Annotated in this window: 19 protein-coding genes; 3 read left to right on the plus strand and 16 right to left on the minus strand. The window is 70.9% G+C overall.

Annotated elements, in window-relative coordinates; all coding sequences use genetic code 11:
* Positions 1–15: 15 nt before the first annotated feature.
* From der to aroH, 5 genes are all read right to left on the minus strand, one after another.
* Positions 16–1,491, minus strand: coding sequence for a ribosome biogenesis GTPase Der (gene der / locus ADK57_RS19090; protein ID WP_053750684.1), 1,476 nt, complete (start codon positions 1,489–1,491; stop codon positions 16–18).
* An 80-nt stretch (positions 1,492–1,571) separates the two neighbouring features.
* The gene (locus ADK57_RS19095; protein WP_078973209.1) at positions 1,572–2,264 is read right to left on the minus strand and encodes a lysophospholipid acyltransferase family protein; all 693 of its coding nucleotides are present in this window, start codon (positions 2,262–2,264) and stop codon (positions 1,572–1,574) included.
* Positions 2,222–2,908: a (d)CMP kinase gene (gene cmk / locus ADK57_RS19100; RefSeq protein WP_053750686.1), complete on the minus strand. Its 687-nt coding sequence runs from the start codon at positions 2,906–2,908 to the stop codon at positions 2,222–2,224. The genes ADK57_RS19095 and cmk overlap by 43 nt, the downstream gene beginning before the upstream one ends.
* A gap of 111 nt (positions 2,909–3,019) precedes the next feature.
* Positions 3,020–4,105: a prephenate dehydrogenase gene (locus tag ADK57_RS19105; protein WP_053750687.1), complete on the minus strand. Its 1,086-nt coding sequence runs from the start codon at positions 4,103–4,105 to the stop codon at positions 3,020–3,022.
* Positions 4,102–4,464 (minus strand): chorismate mutase, encoded by a 363-nt coding sequence (aroH, locus tag ADK57_RS19110; RefSeq protein WP_053750688.1) that lies wholly within the window; start codon positions 4,462–4,464, stop codon positions 4,102–4,104. The genes ADK57_RS19105 and aroH overlap by 4 nt, the downstream gene beginning before the upstream one ends.
* 242 nt (positions 4,465–4,706) lie before the next feature.
* Here aroH and ADK57_RS19115 point away from each other — a divergent pair, with 242 nt between their 5' ends.
* From ADK57_RS19115 to ADK57_RS19125, 3 genes are read left to right on the plus strand one after another with little or no spacing between them, the layout of a single operon-like run.
* Positions 4,707–5,375 (plus strand): hypothetical protein, encoded by a 669-nt coding sequence (locus ADK57_RS19115; protein WP_053750689.1) that lies wholly within the window; start codon positions 4,707–4,709, stop codon positions 5,373–5,375.
* An 18-nt stretch (positions 5,376–5,393) separates the two neighbouring features.
* Positions 5,394–5,978 (plus strand): DUF6529 family protein, encoded by a 585-nt coding sequence (locus ADK57_RS19120; RefSeq protein ID WP_053750690.1) that lies wholly within the window; start codon positions 5,394–5,396, stop codon positions 5,976–5,978.
* Complete coding sequence (locus ADK57_RS19125; protein ID WP_053750691.1) at positions 5,975–6,385, plus strand: Rieske (2Fe-2S) protein; 411 nt, start codon at positions 5,975–5,977, stop codon at positions 6,383–6,385. The genes ADK57_RS19120 and ADK57_RS19125 overlap by 4 nt, the downstream gene beginning before the upstream one ends.
* A gap of 4 nt (positions 6,386–6,389) precedes the next feature.
* On the opposite strand, the gene ADK57_RS19130 is transcribed toward ADK57_RS19125, so the two are convergent.
* The 11 genes from ADK57_RS19130 to ald all read right to left on the minus strand — a co-directional run bounded on the left by ADK57_RS19130 (position 6,390) and on the right by ald (position 17,437).
* Positions 6,390–7,406 carry an ADP-ribosylglycohydrolase family protein gene (locus ADK57_RS19130; RefSeq protein WP_053750692.1) on the minus strand — a complete coding sequence of 339 codons (1,017 nt, stop codon included), beginning with the start codon at positions 7,404–7,406 and terminating at the stop codon, positions 6,390–6,392.
* Entirely contained in the window at positions 7,403–8,134 is a 732-nt protein-coding gene (locus ADK57_RS19135; RefSeq protein WP_053750725.1) for an NUDIX hydrolase, read from the minus strand. The genes ADK57_RS19130 and ADK57_RS19135 overlap by 4 nt, the downstream gene beginning before the upstream one ends.
* A 63-nt stretch (positions 8,135–8,197) precedes the next feature.
* Positions 8,198–9,637 carry an MFS transporter gene (locus tag ADK57_RS19140; RefSeq protein WP_078973214.1) on the minus strand — a complete coding sequence of 480 codons (1,440 nt, stop codon included), beginning with the start codon at positions 9,635–9,637 and terminating at the stop codon, positions 8,198–8,200.
* 52 nt (positions 9,638–9,689) lie between these two features.
* A complete protein-coding gene (locus ADK57_RS19145) occupies positions 9,690–10,244 on the minus strand; it encodes a TIGR03086 family metal-binding protein (protein ID WP_053750693.1) in 555 nt (184 codons plus the stop codon).
* Positions 10,241–11,203, minus strand: a complete 963-nt coding sequence (locus ADK57_RS19150; protein WP_053750694.1) for a sigma-70 family RNA polymerase sigma factor — start codon at positions 11,201–11,203, stop codon at positions 10,241–10,243. Before ADK57_RS19150 ends, ADK57_RS19145 begins: the two co-directional genes overlap by 4 nt.
* Before the next feature lie 136 nt (positions 11,204–11,339).
* A complete protein-coding gene (locus tag ADK57_RS19155; protein WP_053750695.1) occupies positions 11,340–12,437 on the minus strand; it encodes a pseudouridine synthase in 1,098 nt (365 codons plus the stop codon).
* Positions 12,437–13,111, minus strand: a complete 675-nt coding sequence (scpB, locus tag ADK57_RS19160; protein WP_053750696.1) for an SMC-Scp complex subunit ScpB — start codon at positions 13,109–13,111, stop codon at positions 12,437–12,439. The genes ADK57_RS19155 and scpB overlap by 1 nt, the downstream gene beginning before the upstream one ends.
* Positions 13,108–14,184, minus strand: a complete 1,077-nt coding sequence (locus ADK57_RS19165) for a segregation and condensation protein A (RefSeq protein ID WP_053750697.1) — start codon at positions 14,182–14,184, stop codon at positions 13,108–13,110. The genes scpB and ADK57_RS19165 overlap by 4 nt, the downstream gene beginning before the upstream one ends.
* An 18-nt stretch (positions 14,185–14,202) precedes the next feature.
* Positions 14,203–14,790: a hypothetical protein gene (locus tag ADK57_RS19170; RefSeq protein WP_078973210.1), complete on the minus strand. Its 588-nt coding sequence runs from the start codon at positions 14,788–14,790 to the stop codon at positions 14,203–14,205.
* Positions 14,775–15,911 (minus strand): ParA family protein, encoded by a 1,137-nt coding sequence (locus ADK57_RS19175; RefSeq protein ID WP_078973211.1) that lies wholly within the window; start codon positions 15,909–15,911, stop codon positions 14,775–14,777. Before ADK57_RS19175 ends, ADK57_RS19170 begins: the two co-directional genes overlap by 16 nt.
* Positions 15,912–16,312: 401 nt before the next feature.
* On the minus strand, positions 16,313–17,437 hold the full coding sequence (gene ald / locus ADK57_RS19180) for an alanine dehydrogenase (RefSeq protein ID WP_199830620.1): 1,125 nt from the start codon (positions 17,435–17,437) through the stop codon (positions 16,313–16,315).
* Between the last annotated feature and the right edge of the window lie 84 nt (positions 17,438–17,521).

The raw sequence follows: 17,521 nt of genomic DNA on the forward strand, positions 1-17,521 counted from the left end.
TCCTTCATGCGTGCGTCACTTCTTCTTGCCGCGCTTCTCGCGCACCCGCACCGAGATGTGGATCGGCGTCCCCTCGAAACCGAACTCCTCGCGCAGACGGCGCTCGATGAAGCGCCGGTAGCCCGCCTCGATGAAGCCGGAGGCGAAGAGCACGAAACGCGGGGGCTTGGTGCCGGCCTGGGTGCCGAACAGGATGCGCGGCTGCTTGCCGCCCCGGACGGGGTGCGGGTGGGCGGCGACCAGTTCGCCGAGGAAGGCGTTCAGGCGGCCCGTGGGGACGCGGGTCTCCCAGCCGGCCAGTGCCGTCTCGATCGCCGGGACCAGCTTCTCCATGTGGCGTCCGGTGCGCGCCGAGACGTTCACCCGGGGCGCCCAGGCGACCTGCGCGAACTCGGTCTCGATCTCACGCTCCAGGTAGTAGCGGCGCTCCTCGTCGAGGGTGTCCCACTTGTTGTAGGCGATGACGAGCGCGCGGCCCGCGTCCACGGCCATGGTGACGATGCGCTGGTCCTGGACCGAGATGGACTCGGAGGCGTCGATCAGGATGACCGCCACCTCGGCCTTCTCGACGGCGGCCGCGGTGCGCAGCGAGGCGTAGTAGTCGGCGCCCTGCTGGAGGTGGACGCGCTTGCGGATGCCCGCCGTGTCGACGAACTTCCAGGTGACGCCGCCGAGTTCGATCAACTCGTCGACCGGGTCGCGGGTGGTGCCCGCGACTTCGTTGACGACGACGCGCTCCTCGTTCGCCACCTTGTTCAGCAGCGAGGACTTGCCGACGTTCGGGCGGCCGATGAGCGCGATGCGGCGCGGGCCGCCGACAGCGGTGCCGAAGGTCTGCTCGGGCGCCTCCGGCAGGGCCTCCAGGACGGCGTCCAGCATGTCGCCGGTGCCGCGGCCGTGCAGCGCGGAGATGGGGTGCGGCTCGCCGAGGCCCAGGGACCACAGGTAGGCCGCGTCGGCCTCGCCGCTCTGGCCGTCGACCTTGTTGGCGGCCAGCACGACGGGCTTGCCGGCCTTGCGCAGCAGGCGTACGACCGCCTCGTCGGTGTCGGTCGCGCCGACCTTGGCGTCCACGACGAACACGACCGCGTCGGCCGCCTCGATCGCGTATTCGGCCTGTGCGGCCACCGAGGCGTCGATGCCGAGGACGTCCTGCTCCCAGCCGCCGGTGTCGACGAGCTTGAAGCGGCGGCCCGCCCACTCCGCCTCGTAGGTGACGCGGTCGCGGGTGACACCGGGCTTGTCCTCGACGACGGCCTCGCGGCGGCCGATGATGCGGTTCACCAGAGTCGACTTGCCGACGTTCGGCCGGCCGACGACGGCGAGAACGGGCAGCGGCCCGTGACCGGCCGCCTCGATCGCCCCCTCGACGTCCTCGACGTCGAAGCCCTCTTCCGCGGCGAGCTCCATGAACTCCGCGTACTCGACGTCGCCGAGCGCCCCGTGGTCGTGCTCCTCGCCCGAGCCGTCGGAGTGGATGTGGTCGTTCATGAAGTCCGTACCTCGTTCATCGTGGTGATCGGTGGAACACCCGGTCCGTTTGTCCGAGTTGATCCACTACTCAGTGTCGCCTAACGGCCGGTCAGCCGCCTGGCGTTTTCCAGGTGTGCGGTGAGCTGCTTCTGGATGCGTTCGGTCGCCTCGTCGAGCGCCTTGCGCGTACGTCGTCCGCTGCCGTCGCCCGCCTCGAACGGGTCGCCGAAGACGACGTCGACTCGGCTGCGCAGCGGGGGCAGCCCCTTTACCAACCGTCCGGGCCGGTCGGAACTTCCCAGTACGGCGACCGGAACGATCGGGGCACCGCCGCGTACGGCGAAGTACGCGAGCCCGGCGCGCAGTGCGGCGAAGTCGCCCTCGCCGCGAGTGCCCTCCGGGAAGATCCCGAGGACGCCGCCGCCCGCCAGCACGCCCAGCGCCTGGGTGATCGCCGTGCGGTCGGTGGTGTCGCGGTCCACCTTGACCTGCCCGATGCCGAGCAGGAAGGGGTCGAGCGGCCCGATGAACGCTTCCTTCTTGATCAGGAAGTGCGCGGGCCGGGGCGCCACACCCATGACCATCGGGCCGTCGATGACGTGGGAGTGATTGACGGCGAAGATCACCGGGCCGGTCGCCGGGACCCGCCAGGCGCCGAGCACACGCGGCTTCCACAGGCCGTACATCAGGCCGACGCCGATGCGCCGCCCGACCTCGGCACCCTTCTCCGAGGGCACGGACGAGGCGCTCACTTCCCGGCCCGCTTCTCCTCGACGAGCGTGACGACGCACTCGATGACCTGCGCCAGCGTGAGCTCGGTGGTGTCCACCTCGACCGCGTCGTCGGCCTTGGCCAACGGCGAGGTCTTACGGCTGGAGTCGGCCGCGTCCCGCTTGATCAGGGCCTCACGGGTGGCGTTGACATCGGCCCCCTTCAGCTCACCGCTGCGACGGGCGGCGCGTGCCTCCGGCGATGCGGTGAGGAAGATCTTCAGGTCGGCGTCGGGCAGCACGGTCGTACCGATGTCACGGCCCTCGACGACGATGCCCTGCTCGGCGGTGGCCGCGATGGAGCGCTGCAGCTCGGTGATCCGGGCGCGCACCTCGGCCACCGCGCTGACCGCGCTGACCTGGGAGGTGACCTCCTGGGTGCGGATCGGGGCGGCCACATCCGTGCCGTCGACCGTGATCGTGGGGTTCGACGGATCGGTGCCGGAGACGATGTCGGGCTTGCCGGCCGCCGCCGCGATCTCCGACGGGTCGTCGGTGTCGATCCCGTTGCTCACCATCCACCAGGTGATCGCCCGGTACTGGGCGCCGGTGTCGAGGTAGCTCAGGCCGAGCTGGGCGGCGACGGCCTTCGACGTGCTCGACTTGCCCGTGCCGGAGGGGCCGTCTATGGCGACAATCACGGGCTGGGCGGCGCCGTTTTCCACGGGGGGACACCTTCCTGGTGCGTGGTGGGAGTGTGCGGGGACGCTAAAGCGCCCCGCACAAGGTTACTGGCTCGCCGGAGGCCTCCTTACTGGCGGATGCCGCAGGCCTTCCTACTGGCGGATGGCCCAGCCCCGCTCCCGCAGCGCCGCCGTCAGGACCGGCGCCGCCTTCGGCTCCACCATCAGCTGCACCAGACCGGCCTGCTGCCCGGTCGCGTGCTCGATGCGTACGTCCTCGATGTTGACCCCGGCCATCCCCGCGTCCGCGAAGATGCGGGCCAGCTGGCCCGGCTGGTCGTCGATGAGGACGGCCACGACCTCGTACGCCCGCGGCGCGGACCCGTGCTTGCCGGGGACCCGGACCTGTCCCGCGTTGCCGCGTCGCAGGACGCCCTCGACACCGGCGGTGCCCTCGCGCCGCTTGTCCTCGTCGGAGGACTGCAGGGCCCGCAGCGCCCGGACCGTCTCGTCGAGGTCGGCGGAGACGTCCGCGAGGAGGTCGGCGACCGGCCCGGGGTTCGCGGACAGGATGTCGATCCACATCCCGGGGTCGGACGCGGCGATCCGGGTCACGTCCCGGATGCCCTGCCCGCACAGCCGTACGGCGGCCTCCTCGGCGTGCTCGAGGCGCGCGGCGACCATGCTGGAGACCAGGTGGGGCATGTGGGAGACGAGGGCCACGGCACGGTCGTGGGCGTCGGAGTCCATCACCACCGGCACGGCACGGCAGTGCGAGACCAGCTCCAGGGCGAGGTTCAGCACCTCGGTGTCGGTGTCCCGGGTCGGCGTCAGCACCCAGGGGCGGCCCTCGAAGAGGTCGCCGGTGGCGGCCAGCGGGCCGGACTTCTCGCGGCCCGACATGGGGTGGCTGCCGATGTACGCCGACAGGTCGAGGCCGAGCGCCTCCAGCTCACGGCGCGGGCCGCCCTTGACGCTGGCCACGTCGAGGTAGCCGCGGGCGACGCCCCGGCGCATCGCGTCGGCGAGGACCCCGGCCACGTGGGCGGGCGGCGCGGCGACGATCGCGAGGTCGACGGGCTGCCCGGGCGCCTCGTCGGTGCCGGCGCCGAGCGCGGCCGCCGTACGGGCCTGCTCCGGGTCGTGGTCGGCGAGGTGGACGACGACGCCCCGCTGGGACAGGGCGAGGGCCGCGGACGTACCGATGAGTCCGGTGCCGATGACGAGGGCGGTTCTCACTGGGCGATGTCCTTGCGCAGGGCGGCCGCGGCACCGAGGTAGACGTGCGCGATGTCGGCGCGGGACCGGTCGGACTCGATGTGCGCGAGGACGCGGACGACGCGGGGCATGGCGCCCTCGATGTCCAGTTCCTGGGCGCAGATCAGCGGGACGTCCACGATGCCGAGCTTGCGGGCCGCGGCGGCCGGGAAGTCGCTGTGCAGGTCGGGCGTGGCCGTGAACCAGATGCTGATCAGGTCGTCCGGGGTGAGGCCGTTGCGCTCCAGGACCGCGGTGAGCAGGGCCCCGACCTGCTCGTCCATGTGGCCGGCCTCGTCCCGCTCGAGCTGGACGGCTCCCCTCACCGCTCGTACCGCCACGATGCTGCTCCTTGCTGATGTATCTGTCGGCTCTTGGTACGTCCAGCCTAGTCAGCGCGCCTGGAGCCGGTGCGCGGCGCCCGACCGCTGAGACGGCACGCGTGTCCCGCGACGAACTCCGCCAAGGTCACCCGTATCGCCCAATTCCGCTACTTGGGGTGAGAAAGCCCCCGTGCGCCTCTGGACGGCAGACCCCCCGGTCCGCTCTCATGGCAGGAAGCTCGCCTCGGGGGAGGCCTCTCATGAAGCGTTCCGGACCACTTGTCACTCTGCTCGCAGGACTGCTGCTGGGCCTGTTCATGCTGTCGCTCAACGCGACGACGGGGACGAAGAGCGCCTCCACCTCGTACGCGGAGGAGTCACCGGAGGCGGCCACGCCCTCCCCGGCGCCCACCGGGACCACCGCGCCCCCCTCACCGTCCCCGTCCCCGTCCCGCACCCCGATCCCCGACGCCGACTACGCGGGCCGCACCACCGACGACTCCGCCTCAGTCGCCGTCACACTGCGCGACGGCAAGGCGATCGCGTACTTCTGCGACGGCCGCGCGAAGGAGTCCTGGCTGAAGGGCGACGTCGAGGACGACGGCACGATGAAGCTCACCGGCAAGCAGGGCGCCCGGCTGAACGGCACCCTCAAGGAGGGCAAGCGGATCAGCGGCACCGTCGACGTCGACGGCGGCCGGTACGCCTTCACCGCCGACAAGGCGAAGAAGCCGTCCGGGCTGTACCGGGCGACGGCGACGGTGCGCGGCGCGAAGGTCGACGGCGGCTGGATCGTCCTGCCGGACGGCCGGCAGGTCGGCATCCTCACCCGCGACGGCGAACCCTCACAAGCACCGCGGATCGACCCGGAGACCGGCGCGGTGACGGTCGACGGACAGCAGCTCACGGCACGCCCCGTCACCCCTTGACCCTTCCCGGAGTCGTTCATGACCGTCGACCCGAACGCCGCCACCCAGAACTTCCCCTCCCCGGAATCCGGCCACGGCCGCCCGCACCCGGCCCGCTATCTGGTCCCGGCGCTGGTCGCCGCCGCAGTGGCGGTGGGCCTGGGCGTGTACGGGAAGGTCCACGACCCGGCCGGGACCGCCTTCAACCTGGCCGGCTTCAACAGCACCGGGGCGGTGAAGTCGTGGCTGGCCACCGTCGCGTTCTTCTTCGCACTCGTCCAGGTGGTCTCGGCGGCGATGGTGTACGGCAGGCTGCCGGGCCCGCGCTGGTCCGCGACCCTGCACCGCTGGTCGGGCCGGGTGGCGTTCCTGGTGTCGGTACCGGTCGCGGTGCACTGTCTGTACGCTTTCGGCTATCAGACATATGAATCGCGCGTTATGTGGCACTCTCTGCTGGGTTGCTTCTTCTTCGGTGCCTTCAGTGCCAAGATGCTGCTGCTCCGCTCGGAGCGACTCCCCGGCTGGTTGCTGCCCATCGTCGGCGGCCTGGTCTTCACCGCGCTCACGATCATCTGGCTCACCTCTGCCCTCTGGTTCTTCCGCACCTTCGGAGTGACGACATGACTCAAGGCCCGACGCGGCGCACGGTTCTCCTCGCGACGGGTGCGGCGGCACTGACCGTCGGATGCAGCGAGTACGGCGACGACAACGACTCGGGTTCGTCCTCGGTGGACGCCACCGCCGGGCAGGTGCTGGCGAAGACGGGCGACATCCCGGTCGGCGGCGGCAAGATCTTCGCGGACGAGAAGATCGTCGTCACCCAGCCGAAGGAGGGCGAGTTCAAGGCCTTCTCCAACATCTGCACCCACCAGCAGTGCCCGGTGGCCAACGTCTCCGACGGCACCATCAACTGCACCTGCCACGGCAGCAAGTTCAGCATCACCGACGGTTCGGTGGAGAACCCGCCCGCGACGAAGCCGCTGCCCGCGAAGCAGATCGCGGTGGAAGGCGACTCGATCACCCTGGCCTGACGCGTCAGGCGTCCCAGAGCGCCCCGAGGGTCACCAGCTCCCCCTGGTACTCGATCCGGTCCGCCCACTCGGCCGGCCAGGCATCCGCACCCAGATACGCGCCCGCGAAGGCGCCCGCCAGGCACGCGATCGAGTCCGAGTCGCCGGCCGTGCAGGCGGCCCGGCGCAGGGCCGTCACCGGCTCGTCGACGAAGAGCAGGAAGCTCAACAGCCCGGTCGCCATGGCCTCTTCGGCGATCCATCCCTCCCCGGTGGCCAGGCACGGGTCGGTCTCGGGCGAGGGCGAGCGCAGGGCGTCCTGGAGGCGCCCCAGGATCGCCAGGCACTCGTCCCACCCCCGGGCGATGAAGTGCTCGGGGCCGGGGTCCTGGCTCCGCGTCCACAGGTCGCCGAGCCAGCGCTCGTGGTACCGGCTGCGGTTCTCCTCGGCGTACGACCGCAGCAGCCCGACCAGTTCGGCCGGCTCGGCGCCGTGCGCGAGCAGCCGTACGGCGTGCGCGGTGAGGTCGGACGCGGCGAGTGCCGTCGGATGCCCGTGCGTGAGGGCGGACTGCAACTGGGCTGCGCCCGCGCGCTGTTCGTCGCTCAGGCCGGGGACCAGCCCGAGGGGCGCGACCCGCATGTTGGCGCCGCAGCCCTTGGAGCCGATCTGGCTGGCGTCCTGCCAGGGCAGGTCCGGACGCTCTAGGAGGGCGCAGGCCCGCAGGCACGTGTTGCCCGGAGCCCGGTTGTTCTCCGGGGAGCGGTTCCAGGCGATGAACTCCTGCCGTACGGGCTCGGCCATGTCGGGCCCGAGCACTCCCCGGTCCATGGCCGTCCGCAGCCCCTTGCCCAGCGCCAGCGTCATCTGCGTGTCGTCGGTGACGAGAGCGGGTGTCGGCAGCGACATGGCCCGCCAGGGCCCGAACCTGTCGATGATCGTCGACACGCCGTGGAACTCGGTCGGGTATCCGAGCGCGTCACCGAGGGCGAGCCCGATGAGCGAGCCCGTGGCGGCGCGCTTGGTGAGGGTCGTGGTCATGCGGGACGTCCTTCCCGGGACGGTCGGAGGAGAGGGGGCTGCAGAGCGGTGGCGGGGCCCGCGCGGTACAGCGCGGCGGGTTTGCCACGACCGCCGGTCAGCCGGGCGGCACCGGGCACCGCTTCGACGAACCCGGGTGTGGCGAGGACCTTGCGCCGGAAGTTGGGCCGGTCGAGCGTGGTGCCCCACACGGTCTCGTAGACCTGCTGCAACTCGCCGAGCGTGAACTCGGGCGGGCAGAAGGCGGTGGCGAGGCAGGTGTTCTCGAGCTTGGCGCCGACGCGTTCGTGGGCGTCGGCCAGGATGTGGTCGTGGTCGAAGGCGAGCGGCCGGGCGGCGTCGTACGGCACCCAGCGCGCCTGCACCGCGTCGCTGCCGCCGTGCGGCTCGGGCGGGTCCGGGAGCAGGGCGGCGAACGCGACCGACACGACCCGCATCCGGGGGTCCCGGTCGGGCTCGCTGTAGGTCCGCAACTGCTCAAGATGCAGCCCGGAGACATCCGCGAGCCCGGTCTCCTCGGCCAGCTCCCGCCGAGCGGCCGTCTCCGCCGACTCGTCCGGCTGCACGAAGCCACCGGGCAGGGCCCAGCGCCCGGCGTACGGCTCCTGCCCCCGCTCGACGAGCAGCACGTGCAGCGCGCTCGCGCGAAGGGTGAGGACGGCGAGGTCGACGGTGACGGCGAAGGGTTCGTAGGCGTACTTGTCGTAGACCTCGTTGTCGCTGCCCATCCGCATCCACCCTCTTTATGGTCAGTACGACTATAAAGAGGGTGGGTGTGTCTCCACAACCCCCTACCGGCGACCCGGCGCGAACGCCGCCACCACCGCCCCCGCCGCCGCGGCCCCCGCGGAGACCCAGAGCGCGGGCGCGCACCCGTCCAGGAAGGCCGCCGGTGAGCCGTAGCCGCCGTACGTCGTGAACACGGCCGCGGCGACGGCGACCCCGAAGACCCCGCCCAGCTCGCGCAGCGCGTTGTTGACGCCGGCGGCGACACCCGCGTCGCTCAGCGGCACGGACGAGGTCACGGCGTTCGCAACGCTCGGGAACACCATGGAGATGCCGATGCCCGCGACGATCAGGGGGACCACCATCTGCCCGTATCCGACGCCGGGTTCGACCTGCCAGGCCAGCAGCCCGAGCCCCGTCGCCTGCAACGCGAGGCCGGTCAGCATGAAGGGACGGGTGCCGAACCGGTCCGCGAGCGCGCCCGCGACCGGTGCGACCAGCAGGGGCATGGCGTTCCACACGAGGATGCGCACGCCGGCCTCCAGCGGCGAGTAGCCGAGCCCGAACTGGAAGAGCTGCGTGATCATGAAGAGCGCGCCGAGCAGCGAGCCGAAGAGAAGGAAGGCGGCGGCGTTCGCGGTGGAGAAGGCCCGCCGCCGGAAGTATCCGAGCGGCAGCATCGGATACCGGGCGCCCCTCCGCTCCCAGCCCAGGAAGCCCGCCACGAACACGGCCCCGACGAGCAGCGCGGTCAGCACCTCGGCGCTCCCCCAGCCCGCTTCGGGGGCCCGCACCGGCGCCCAGGCCAGGCCCGTCAGCCCGACTGCCGCCAACACCAGTCCCACGAAGTCGAGTTGGGGACTCGTGCCGTGGCTCTCGCGGAGTTTCGCGGCGGCGAGGGGCAGCATCGCGAGCCCGATGGGCACGTTCAACCAGAAGATCCACTGCCAGGACAGCCCCTCGGTGACCGCCCCGCCGAGCACGGGTCCGGCCGCCACGCCGAGGCCGGTCACCCCGCCCCACACCCCGATGGCCATGCCCCGCTTCTCGGCCGGGAACGCCTCGCTGATCAGGGTCAGGGTGAGCGGCAGGAGCACGGCGGCCCCCGCGCCCTGCACCACCCGCGCGGTGATGAGCAGGCCCGGGCCGTCCGCGAGGGCCGCGGCGGCGGAGGCCAGGGTGAAGACGGCGAGTCCGACGACGTACATGCGCCGCCGCCCGAACCGGTCGCCGAGCGCGGCCCCGGTCAGGGTCAGGCAGGCGAAGACGAGGTTGTAGGCGTTGATCGTCCATTCCAGCTGGGACAGGCTCGCCCCGAAGTCGGCCCGCAGCGCGGGCAGCGCGGTCGCGACGACCACGACGTCGAGGGAGCACAGCAGCGCCCCGAGTCCGGCGAGCGCCACGGTCCACACCCGCCGTGGGGGCGCCTGCTCGCCGGGCGGCTTGCGGACGGAGACACGCACGGTGGTGTCGGTGGTGTCGGTGGTGTCGGTGGTGTCGGTCATGAGGATGCCTTCCGTGAGGTCCTTGAGGTCACTCACGGAAGGCAGACCCACGTCACCCCGGAAAGGAATCGCGGCGCCCCAGGAAGCCCAGGAGCCGGGTCCCGGGCCGGGCGGACGAGGACACGGCGACCGGCTCGGCGAACCGCACTCCCCGGTCCGCCTCCTCGACCACGCACCGCGCGACGGGCAGCAATTCGGTCGCGAGGGCGTCCGGAACGGGCCGTCGCCGCCCGCAGGCCCGGTCGACGTCCCAACCGTGCACAGCGATCTCGAGGGCGCCCACGGCGACCATCAGCCGTACCTCCAGCGGCCGTTGACCGACCAGGACCCGCTGCGCCGGTCCGGCCGCCCAGGCGCCGAGCACCGCACACGCACGTCGGCGGAAGCCGCACGCGGGATCCGCTCCCGGTTCACCGGGAATGAGCCCGATCCGCCCGCCCGTCAGTCCCTCGTGGAGCGCGTCCAGCGAGTCGTCCAGATGCACGAGCAGCTCCCCCAGATCCCACTGGGCGCACGGCGTCCGCCGCCCCAGGCCGTGGGGCACCACCCCGGCCACACTGCCGAGTGCGTAGGCGAGCGAACGCTCCAGCAGCTCACCGGGGTTCATGACAGCGCCTTCGGCATCCCGAAGCGGCCGACCAGCTCCACGTCCAAGAAGGCCGTGATGCGGGCGACGGCCCCCTCCTCGACGGTGAGCACCTGCACGGAGTGCGCTGTGAAGACGCCGTCCACCCCGCGCTCGTACATGACGACGGCGGGCTGCCCGTTCGCGCGCGCGGGCAGCATCCGGACGCCGCCCTTCTCCTGCACACGGGCCCGCAGGAACCGCAGCACGTCCTTCTTCCCGCCGAACCACTCCAGGTGCGGCGGCATCTCCAGCTCGACCCCGTCCTGAAGGAGCCCGAGCAGCGCCTCCATGTCCGCGTTCTCGAAGGCGGACACGTACCGGTCGAGCACCTCGCGGTCGGCCGCGCCCGCGGGTTCGACGACGAGGTCCTCATCGGGGGCGACCTCGTCGAGGCGGGCACGCGCGCGTTGGAGGCTGCTTTTGACGGCCGCCGTGGAGGTGCCGAGGAGCGAGGCGACCTCGGGCGCCCGCCAGGCCGGCACGTCCCGCAGGATGAGCACGGCCCGCTGCCGTGCGGGCAGGTGCTGCAGCGCGGCGACGAGCGCGAGCCGGAAACTGCCGCGTGCCGCCACGACGGTCGCCGGGTCGACGAGGGAGTCCGGCAGCGGCTGCAGCCACGGAACGTCCGTCGCCGGGGCGCTCAACGGCTCCTCGGGCGCGTCCGAAGGCCCCCCGAGCCCCGAGGGCAGCGGGCGCCGCGTACGGCTCTCCAACGCCGTCAGACACGTGTTGGTGGCGATCCGGTGGAGCCAGGTCCGCAGGGACGCCCGGCCCTCGTAGCCGGCGTAGGACCGCCACGCCCGCAGATACGTCTCCTGCACCAGGTCCTCGGCCTCGTCCACCGAGCCCAGCATCCGGTAGCAGTGCGCGAGCAGCTCCCGCCGGTACGGGTCGGTCAGCCGCACGAACTCGTCGCGGTCCGTCGTCGTCGCAGCCATGCCCACGCCCCACTTCCGTCAGCCCGTTCCTCGTGGATACAGACCGGCGTGAACGCGAAAACGAATCGGCCGGCCCCGGGGAAATCCGGAACCGGCCGCACACGCGCGTGGGCACGTGGAACGTGGGACGTGGGGACTACAGATCGACTTCCTTCATCAGCATGCCGACCTCCGTGTTGGACAGGCGCCGCAGCCAGCCCGACTTCTGGTCGCCCAGGGTGATGGGACCGAAGGCGACGCGGACCAGCTTGTCGACCGGGAAGCCCGCCTCGGCGAGCATGCGGCGGACGATGTGCTTGCGGCCCTCGTGGAGGGTGACCTCGACGAGGTAGTTCTTGCCGGTCTGCTCGACGACCCGGAAGTGGTCCGCCTTCGCGTACCCGTCCTCCAGCTGGATGCCGTTCTTGAGCTGCTTGCCCAGGTCGCGCGGGATCGGGCCCACGATGTGCGCGAGGTAGACCTTCTTCACGCCGTACTTGGGGTGGGTCAGCCGGTGTGCCAGCTCGCCGTGGTTGGTGAGCAGGATGACACCCTCGGTCTCGGTGTCGAGCCGCCCGACGTGGAAGAGCCGCGTCTCGCGGTTGGTGACGTAGTCGCCGAGGCACTGCCGGCCCTCGGTGTCCTCCATCGTCGAGACGACACCGGCGGGCTTGTTCAGCGAGAAGAACTGGTACGACTGCGTCGCGACCGTCAGGCCGTCGACCTTGACCTCGTCATTCTCCGGGTCGACCCGCTTGCCCTGCTCCAGGACGATCTCGCCGTTGACCTCGACGCGCGCCTGCTCGATGAGCTCCTCGCAGGCCCGCCGGGAGCCGTAGCCCGCGCGCGCGAGGACCTTCTGCAGCCGCTCGCCCTCGAGCTCGGCGCCGGGGAAGGTCTTGGGCAGCTTGACGTCCTTCTTGTCCGCGTACCGCTCCCGGTTGCGCTCCTCGGCCCGCGTCTCGTACTCGCGCGAGGTCGCCGGAGCCGTCCGCCCGCGCTGCTGGGGCTTCTTGGGGCCGCCCTTGGCACCGCCGCGGGCCGCGCCGCCGCGCCCCGCCTTCGGGCCCTCATGAGACGCGCCGGGGCCCACGTCGTAGCGGCGCTCCTCGGGGCGGGGCTTGCTGGGACGGCCCTGACCCTGGCTCTGGCCCTTGCCCTGACCCTTGCCCTGGCCCTGCTTCTGGTCCCTGTTGTTGCCGGCCCCGCGGTGGTTACCGCGCCCGCCGCTCTTGCCGCTACCGCTGCTTCGCATCAAATGTCCGTCGTCGTTGTATTAGGCATGTTCGTCGTGGGCCCGTCGTCCAGGTCCGGAGCATCCGGATCGAACGACGGTACGGCTTCCTGGGTCTCGGCCTCGATCGCCTCCGCCTCCGGGAGGAAGGGCGCGAGCTCCGGGAGCTCGTCCAGACCACGCAGGCCCATCCGCTCCAGGAAGTAGTTCGTCGTCGTGTACAGGATCGCACCTGTTTCGGGTTCCGTGCCCGCCTCCTCGACCAGACCGCGCTGGAGGAGGGTGCGCATCACACCGTCACAGTTCACTCCGCGGACCGCCGAGACCCGACTGCGGCTGACCGGCTGACGGTAGGCGACCACCGCCAGGGTCTCCAGCGCGGCCTGGGTGAGCCGGGCCTGCTGGCCGTCCAGGACGAAGCCCTCGACGGCCGCCGCATACTCGGGGCGGCTGTAGAAACGCCAGCCACCGGCGATCAGCCGCAGCTCGAACCCGCGCCCCTGCACGGTGTAGTCGTCGGCCAGCTCCCGCAGCGCGTCCCCGATCTGCCGCTTGGGCCGCTGGAGGATCTTCGCCAGGTGCTCCTCGGTCGCGGGCTCGTCCACGACCATGAGGACGGCCTCCAGGGCCGGCTTGAGGTCGAGATCGGCGACGGTACGCAGCCCGGCCGGAACGTCGGTGCTCTCCTCGCTCACGGCTTCTTCTCCTCCTTGGGCGCCTCGGGCGGCCGGTCGAACTCGTCGGTGACCATGGGCTGGGCGTCACCCTCCCCGCCGGTCCAGCGCACGAGCAGCTCCCCGAGGGCCGTCTCCTGGTCGAGGGCGACGGCCTTCTCCCGGTACAGCTCCAGCAGGGCCAGGAAGCGCGCCACGACGGTCAGGGTGTCGTCGGTGTCCTCGACCAGCGTCCGGAAGCTGGCCTCCCCCAGCTCCTTGAGGCGTGCGACGACGATCCCGGCCTGCTCCTGGACACTCACCAGCGGCGCGTGGATGTGGTCGACGTACACCTGCGGCTTGGGCTTGGGCTGCATCGCCTTGACGGCGAGCTTGGCGAACCCCTCCGCGCCGATGCTGATGACCACCTCGGGCAGCAGCTCGGCGTGGTGCGGTTCGAGTCCGACGGTACGGGGGTAGCGGCGTGCCTCCTCGTCGAGCCGTCCGCTGAAGATGTCGGCGATCTGCTTGTACGCGCGGTACTGCAGAAGCCGCGCGAAGAGCAGATCCCGGGCTTCCAGGAGCGCGAGATCGGCCTCGTCCTCGACTTCCGCGGCGGGCAGCAGCCGGGCGGCCTTCAGGTCCAGCAGGGTGGCTGCCACGACCAGGAACTCCGTCGTCTGGTCCAGGTCCCAGTCCGGCCCCATCGCCCTGATGTGCGCCATGAACTCGTCGGTCACCTTCGACAGCGCGACCTCGGTGACGTCCAGCTTGTGCTTGGAGATCAGCTGGAGGAGCAGGTCGAAGGGACCTTCGAAGTTGGCGAGCCGGACCTTGAAGACACCGTCGGAGGGTTCCTCGGCCTCCACGGGGACGGGAGGCTCTGCGGGAGCAGGAGGCTCCACGACAGGAGCAGGAGGCTCCACGACAGGAGCGGGAGCCTCCACGACGGGGGCAGGAGCCTCCACAAGAGGAGCGGGTACCTCCGCAACGGGAGGTTCCTCCACCGGAGCCGGGGCCTCCACAGGCAACGGAACCGCCCCCGGCCCCCTCCCCAGTGCACGCCGACCACCGGCGGATGCGCCGGCGCCGGGGGGAACGTCGTTCGAGGTCATGGCCCCCGCAGGCTACCGCTACCGCCCGCGCAGCCGGCGTACGAGGATGCTCGCGTCCCCACGGGACTCCAGATCGGCCAGCACCACGGCCACGGCCTCCCGCACGATCCGCCCGCGGTCGACCGCCAGCCCATGTTCGCCCCGGAGCACCAGACGCGCATGCTCCAGGTCCATGAGCTCCTCGGCGGAGACGTACACGGTGATCTTCTCGTCGTGCCGCTCACGCCCGCTGGGCCGCCGCGAGGCCGCCCGTCCACGCTTCCCGCGCGGTGCGGCCGCCGCGGCACCCGAGGCAGAACCTTCCTGCGGATCCTGACGACGCCCCGAGCGGTCCGCGCCCCGGTTGCGGGACTCGCCCGCCTCCGTCGGCTCCGCGTCGGTCGCCACATGCTCCGCGCCGTCGCCGTCACCGCCCCGCGCCGGCACCGACTGCGGTGCGTCCTCACCCGAGGACGGCCCGGCCGCGGCCCCGTCGGACTCCCCCGCGGGAGCCGGCACCCGAGCCTCGCCGTTGACCCCCCGCCGGGGAGTGGACGACTGAAGCGCCATTCCCCCTGTCGTACGGAACAGTTCGTCGGCCCCCGGCAGACTCACTCGGCGTGACACCGGGCGAGCACCTCCCTGGCGAGCTGACGATAGGCGGCGGCACCGACGGAGTTGGAGGCGTACGTCGTGATCGGCTCGCCGGCGACCGTGGTCTCCGGGAAGCGGACCGTGCGCCCGATGACCGTGTGGTAGACGTGGTCGTCGAAGGCCTCGACGACACGCGCGAGCACCTCACGGCTGTGCACCGTGCGCGAGTCGTACATCGTGGCGAGGATGCCGTCGAGCTCCAGCTCCGGGTTGAGCCGCTCCTGGACCTTCTCGATGGTCTCCGTCAGCAGTGCGACACCGCGAAGCGCGAAGAACTCGCACTCCAGTGGCACTATCACCTTGTGCGCGGCCGTCAGGGCGTTCACCGTGAGCAGGCCGAGCGAGGGCTGACAGTCGATCACGATGTAGTCGTAGTCGGCCATGAGCGGCTTCAGGGCACGTTGCAGCGTCGACTCGCGCGCCACCTCGGAGACCAGCTGGACCTCGGCGGCGGACAGGTCGATGTTGCTGGGCAGCAGGTCCATGTTGGGGACCGCTGTCTTCAGGAGTACCTCGTCGGCCGCCATGCCCCGCTCCATGAGCAGGTTGTAGACCGTGAGGTCGAGCTCCATCGGGTTGACACCGAGACCCACCGACAGCGCGCCCTGCGGGTCGAAGTCCACGAGCAGCACACGACGGCCGTACTCCGCGAGAGCGGCACCCAGGTTGATGGTCGACGTCGTCTTGCCGACGCCGCCCTTCTGGTTGCACATCGCGATGATCTTCGCGGGTCCATGATCGGTCAGCGGACCCGGAATCGGGAAGTACGGCAGCGGACGACCGGTCGGACCGACGCGCTCACGGCGCTGACGGGCAGCGTCGGGCGCGAGCGTGGCCGCGTACTCGGGGTCGGGCTCGTACTCGGCGTCGGGATCGTAGAAGTGCCCGTCGGGCAGTTCGTCGTAGTCGGCGAAGTGGTTGTGGGGCGCGCCACTTCCGTCGCCGGCCATGGCGTTCACGTGATGGCCATCCATGCTCTGGTGTGCTGGCTGAGTCACCCCTGAGGTCCGGTGACTCTGGTGGGCTGCGAAGGTGCGCACCGCGACGGAGCCGACAGCCTCGAACCCCGCGGGGCCCTCGGCCCGTGCAGGCATTCCTGGTTGACCACCCCCGGGAGAAAATGTCGACTCATTCACAAGTCGTCTTACCTCCTTGGTGACCAGGAAATTTCTAGACAGGTCAGCGTGGCACCATGCCGACGGTTGGCGACTCTATGGCGTGTCGGGCGTCCGCAGCAACACAATCCGCCGGACCCGGCAGGATGTGTCGGCAATGAAACATCCCTCTGTCAAGGGCGTACGGCCGTCGCACGGCAGGTTTCACCGGTGTACGAATCGGTTCAAGGGTTACGTTCGAGGCGAGTTGACCTAGAGGCGCAAAGTGACCATACACACACCCGGCCGGACCTTGTCGGGCAAGGTCCGGCCGGGTGCGCGGTGTTGACGACCTCTGTTGACGTATCGACCTTTACCAAAAGGAGACTTAACGTCGCCGGTCAGCCGAGCAGCGTCTCCAGCTCCACGTGCTCCAGGCCGTGCGCCTCGGCGACCTCGCGGTAAACGACCTTGCCGTCATGGGTGTTGAGACCCTTCGCCAGCGCGGAATCGCGGCGCAGCGCCTCCACCCACCCGCGGTCGGCGAGTTCGACGATGTACGGCAGCGTCGCGTTGGTGAGCGCGTAGGTGGAGGTGTTCGGCACCGCGCCGGGCATGTTGGCGACGCAGTAGAAGACCGAGTTGTGGACCGGGAAGGTCGGCTCGGCGTGGGTGGTCGGGCGGGAGTCCTCGAAGCAGCCGCCCTGGTCGATCGCGATGTCGACAAGGACACTTCCCGGCTTCATGCGCGACACGAGCTCGTTGGTGACCAGCTTCGGGGCCTTGGCGCCCGGGATGAGCACGGCACCGATGACGAGGTCGGCCTCGAGGCAGGCCTTCTCGAGCTCGAAGGCGTTGGAGACGACGGTCTGGATCTTCGTACCGAAGACCTTGTCGGCCTCCTTGAGCTTGTTGATGTCCTTGTCGAGCAGGGTCACGTGGAAGCCCATGCCGATGGCGATCTGCGCGGCGTTCCAGCCAGAGACGCCGCCGCCGATGACGACCGCCTTGGCGGCCAGCACACCCGGGACACCGCCGGGCAGCACACCGCGGCCGCCGTTGGCGCGCATCAGGTGGTAGGCGCCGACCTGCGGGGCCAGCCGGCCCGCGACCTCCGACATGGGGGCGAGCAGCGGGAGCGCGCGGCCGGGCAGCTCGACCGTCTCGTATGCGATGGCGGTGGTGCCGGACTCGACGAGCGCGTCCGTGCACGCCTTGGAGGCGGCCAGGTGCAGGTAGGTGAAGAGCGTCTGGTCCTTGCGGAGGCGGTGGTACTCCTCGGCGATGGGCTCCTTGACCTTCAGCAGCAGGTCGGCGGTGGCCCACACCTCGTCGGCGGTCTCCAGGATCCGCGCGCCGGCGGCGACGTACTCGTCGTCCGTGATCGAGGAGCCGACACCGGCGCTGCGCTCGACGACGACCTGGTGGCCGTGGCGCACCAGTTCGTGCACACCGGCGGGGGTGATGGCCACCCGGAACTCGTTGTTCTTGACCTCGCGGGGGATGCCGACCTTCACGTCGATCACGGTCCTTGGCTCAGTGGGTGTGGGGCATTACATGACATACCCAGGCATGCAGGGGCACACCGGGAGACACCGCAGGAGAAGGTG

Origin of the sequence: Streptomyces sp. MMG1533 (assembly GCF_001279775.1) — a bacterium.
Taxonomy (GTDB): Bacteria; Actinomycetota; Actinomycetes; order Streptomycetales; family Streptomycetaceae; genus Streptomyces.

Excerpts from the sequence above, each read along its gene's own strand:
- ADK57_RS19140 (WP_078973214.1), bottom strand. The coding sequence starts at position 9,637 with ATGACCGACACCACCGACACCACCGACACCACCGACACCACCGTGCGT.
- der (WP_053750684.1), bottom strand. The coding sequence starts at position 1,491 with ATGAACGACCACATCCACTCCGACGGCTCGGGCGAGGAGCACGACCAC.
- ADK57_RS19165 (WP_053750697.1), bottom strand. The coding sequence starts at position 14,184 with ATGACCTCGAACGACGTTCCCCCCGGCGCCGGCGCATCCGCCGGTGGT.
- ADK57_RS19150 (WP_053750694.1), bottom strand. The coding sequence starts at position 11,203 with ATGGCTGCGACGACGACGGACCGCGACGAGTTCGTGCGGCTGACCGAC.
- ADK57_RS19120 (WP_053750690.1), top strand. The coding sequence starts at position 5,394 with ATGACCGTCGACCCGAACGCCGCCACCCAGAACTTCCCCTCCCCGGAA.
- ADK57_RS19125 (WP_053750691.1), top strand. The coding sequence starts at position 5,975 with ATGACTCAAGGCCCGACGCGGCGCACGGTTCTCCTCGCGACGGGTGCG.
- ADK57_RS19135 (WP_053750725.1), bottom strand. The coding sequence starts at position 8,134 with ATGGGCAGCGACAACGAGGTCTACGACAAGTACGCCTACGAACCCTTC.
- ADK57_RS19115 (WP_053750689.1), top strand. The coding sequence starts at position 4,707 with ATGAAGCGTTCCGGACCACTTGTCACTCTGCTCGCAGGACTGCTGCTG.
- ADK57_RS19145 (WP_053750693.1), bottom strand. The coding sequence starts at position 10,244 with ATGAACCCCGGTGAGCTGCTGGAGCGTTCGCTCGCCTACGCACTCGGC.
- ADK57_RS19130 (WP_053750692.1), bottom strand. The coding sequence starts at position 7,406 with ATGACCACGACCCTCACCAAGCGCGCCGCCACGGGCTCGCTCATCGGG.
- ADK57_RS19155 (WP_053750695.1), bottom strand. The coding sequence starts at position 12,437 with ATGCGAAGCAGCGGTAGCGGCAAGAGCGGCGGGCGCGGTAACCACCGC.
- ADK57_RS19175 (WP_078973211.1), bottom strand. The coding sequence starts at position 15,911 with ATGCCTGCACGGGCCGAGGGCCCCGCGGGGTTCGAGGCTGTCGGCTCC.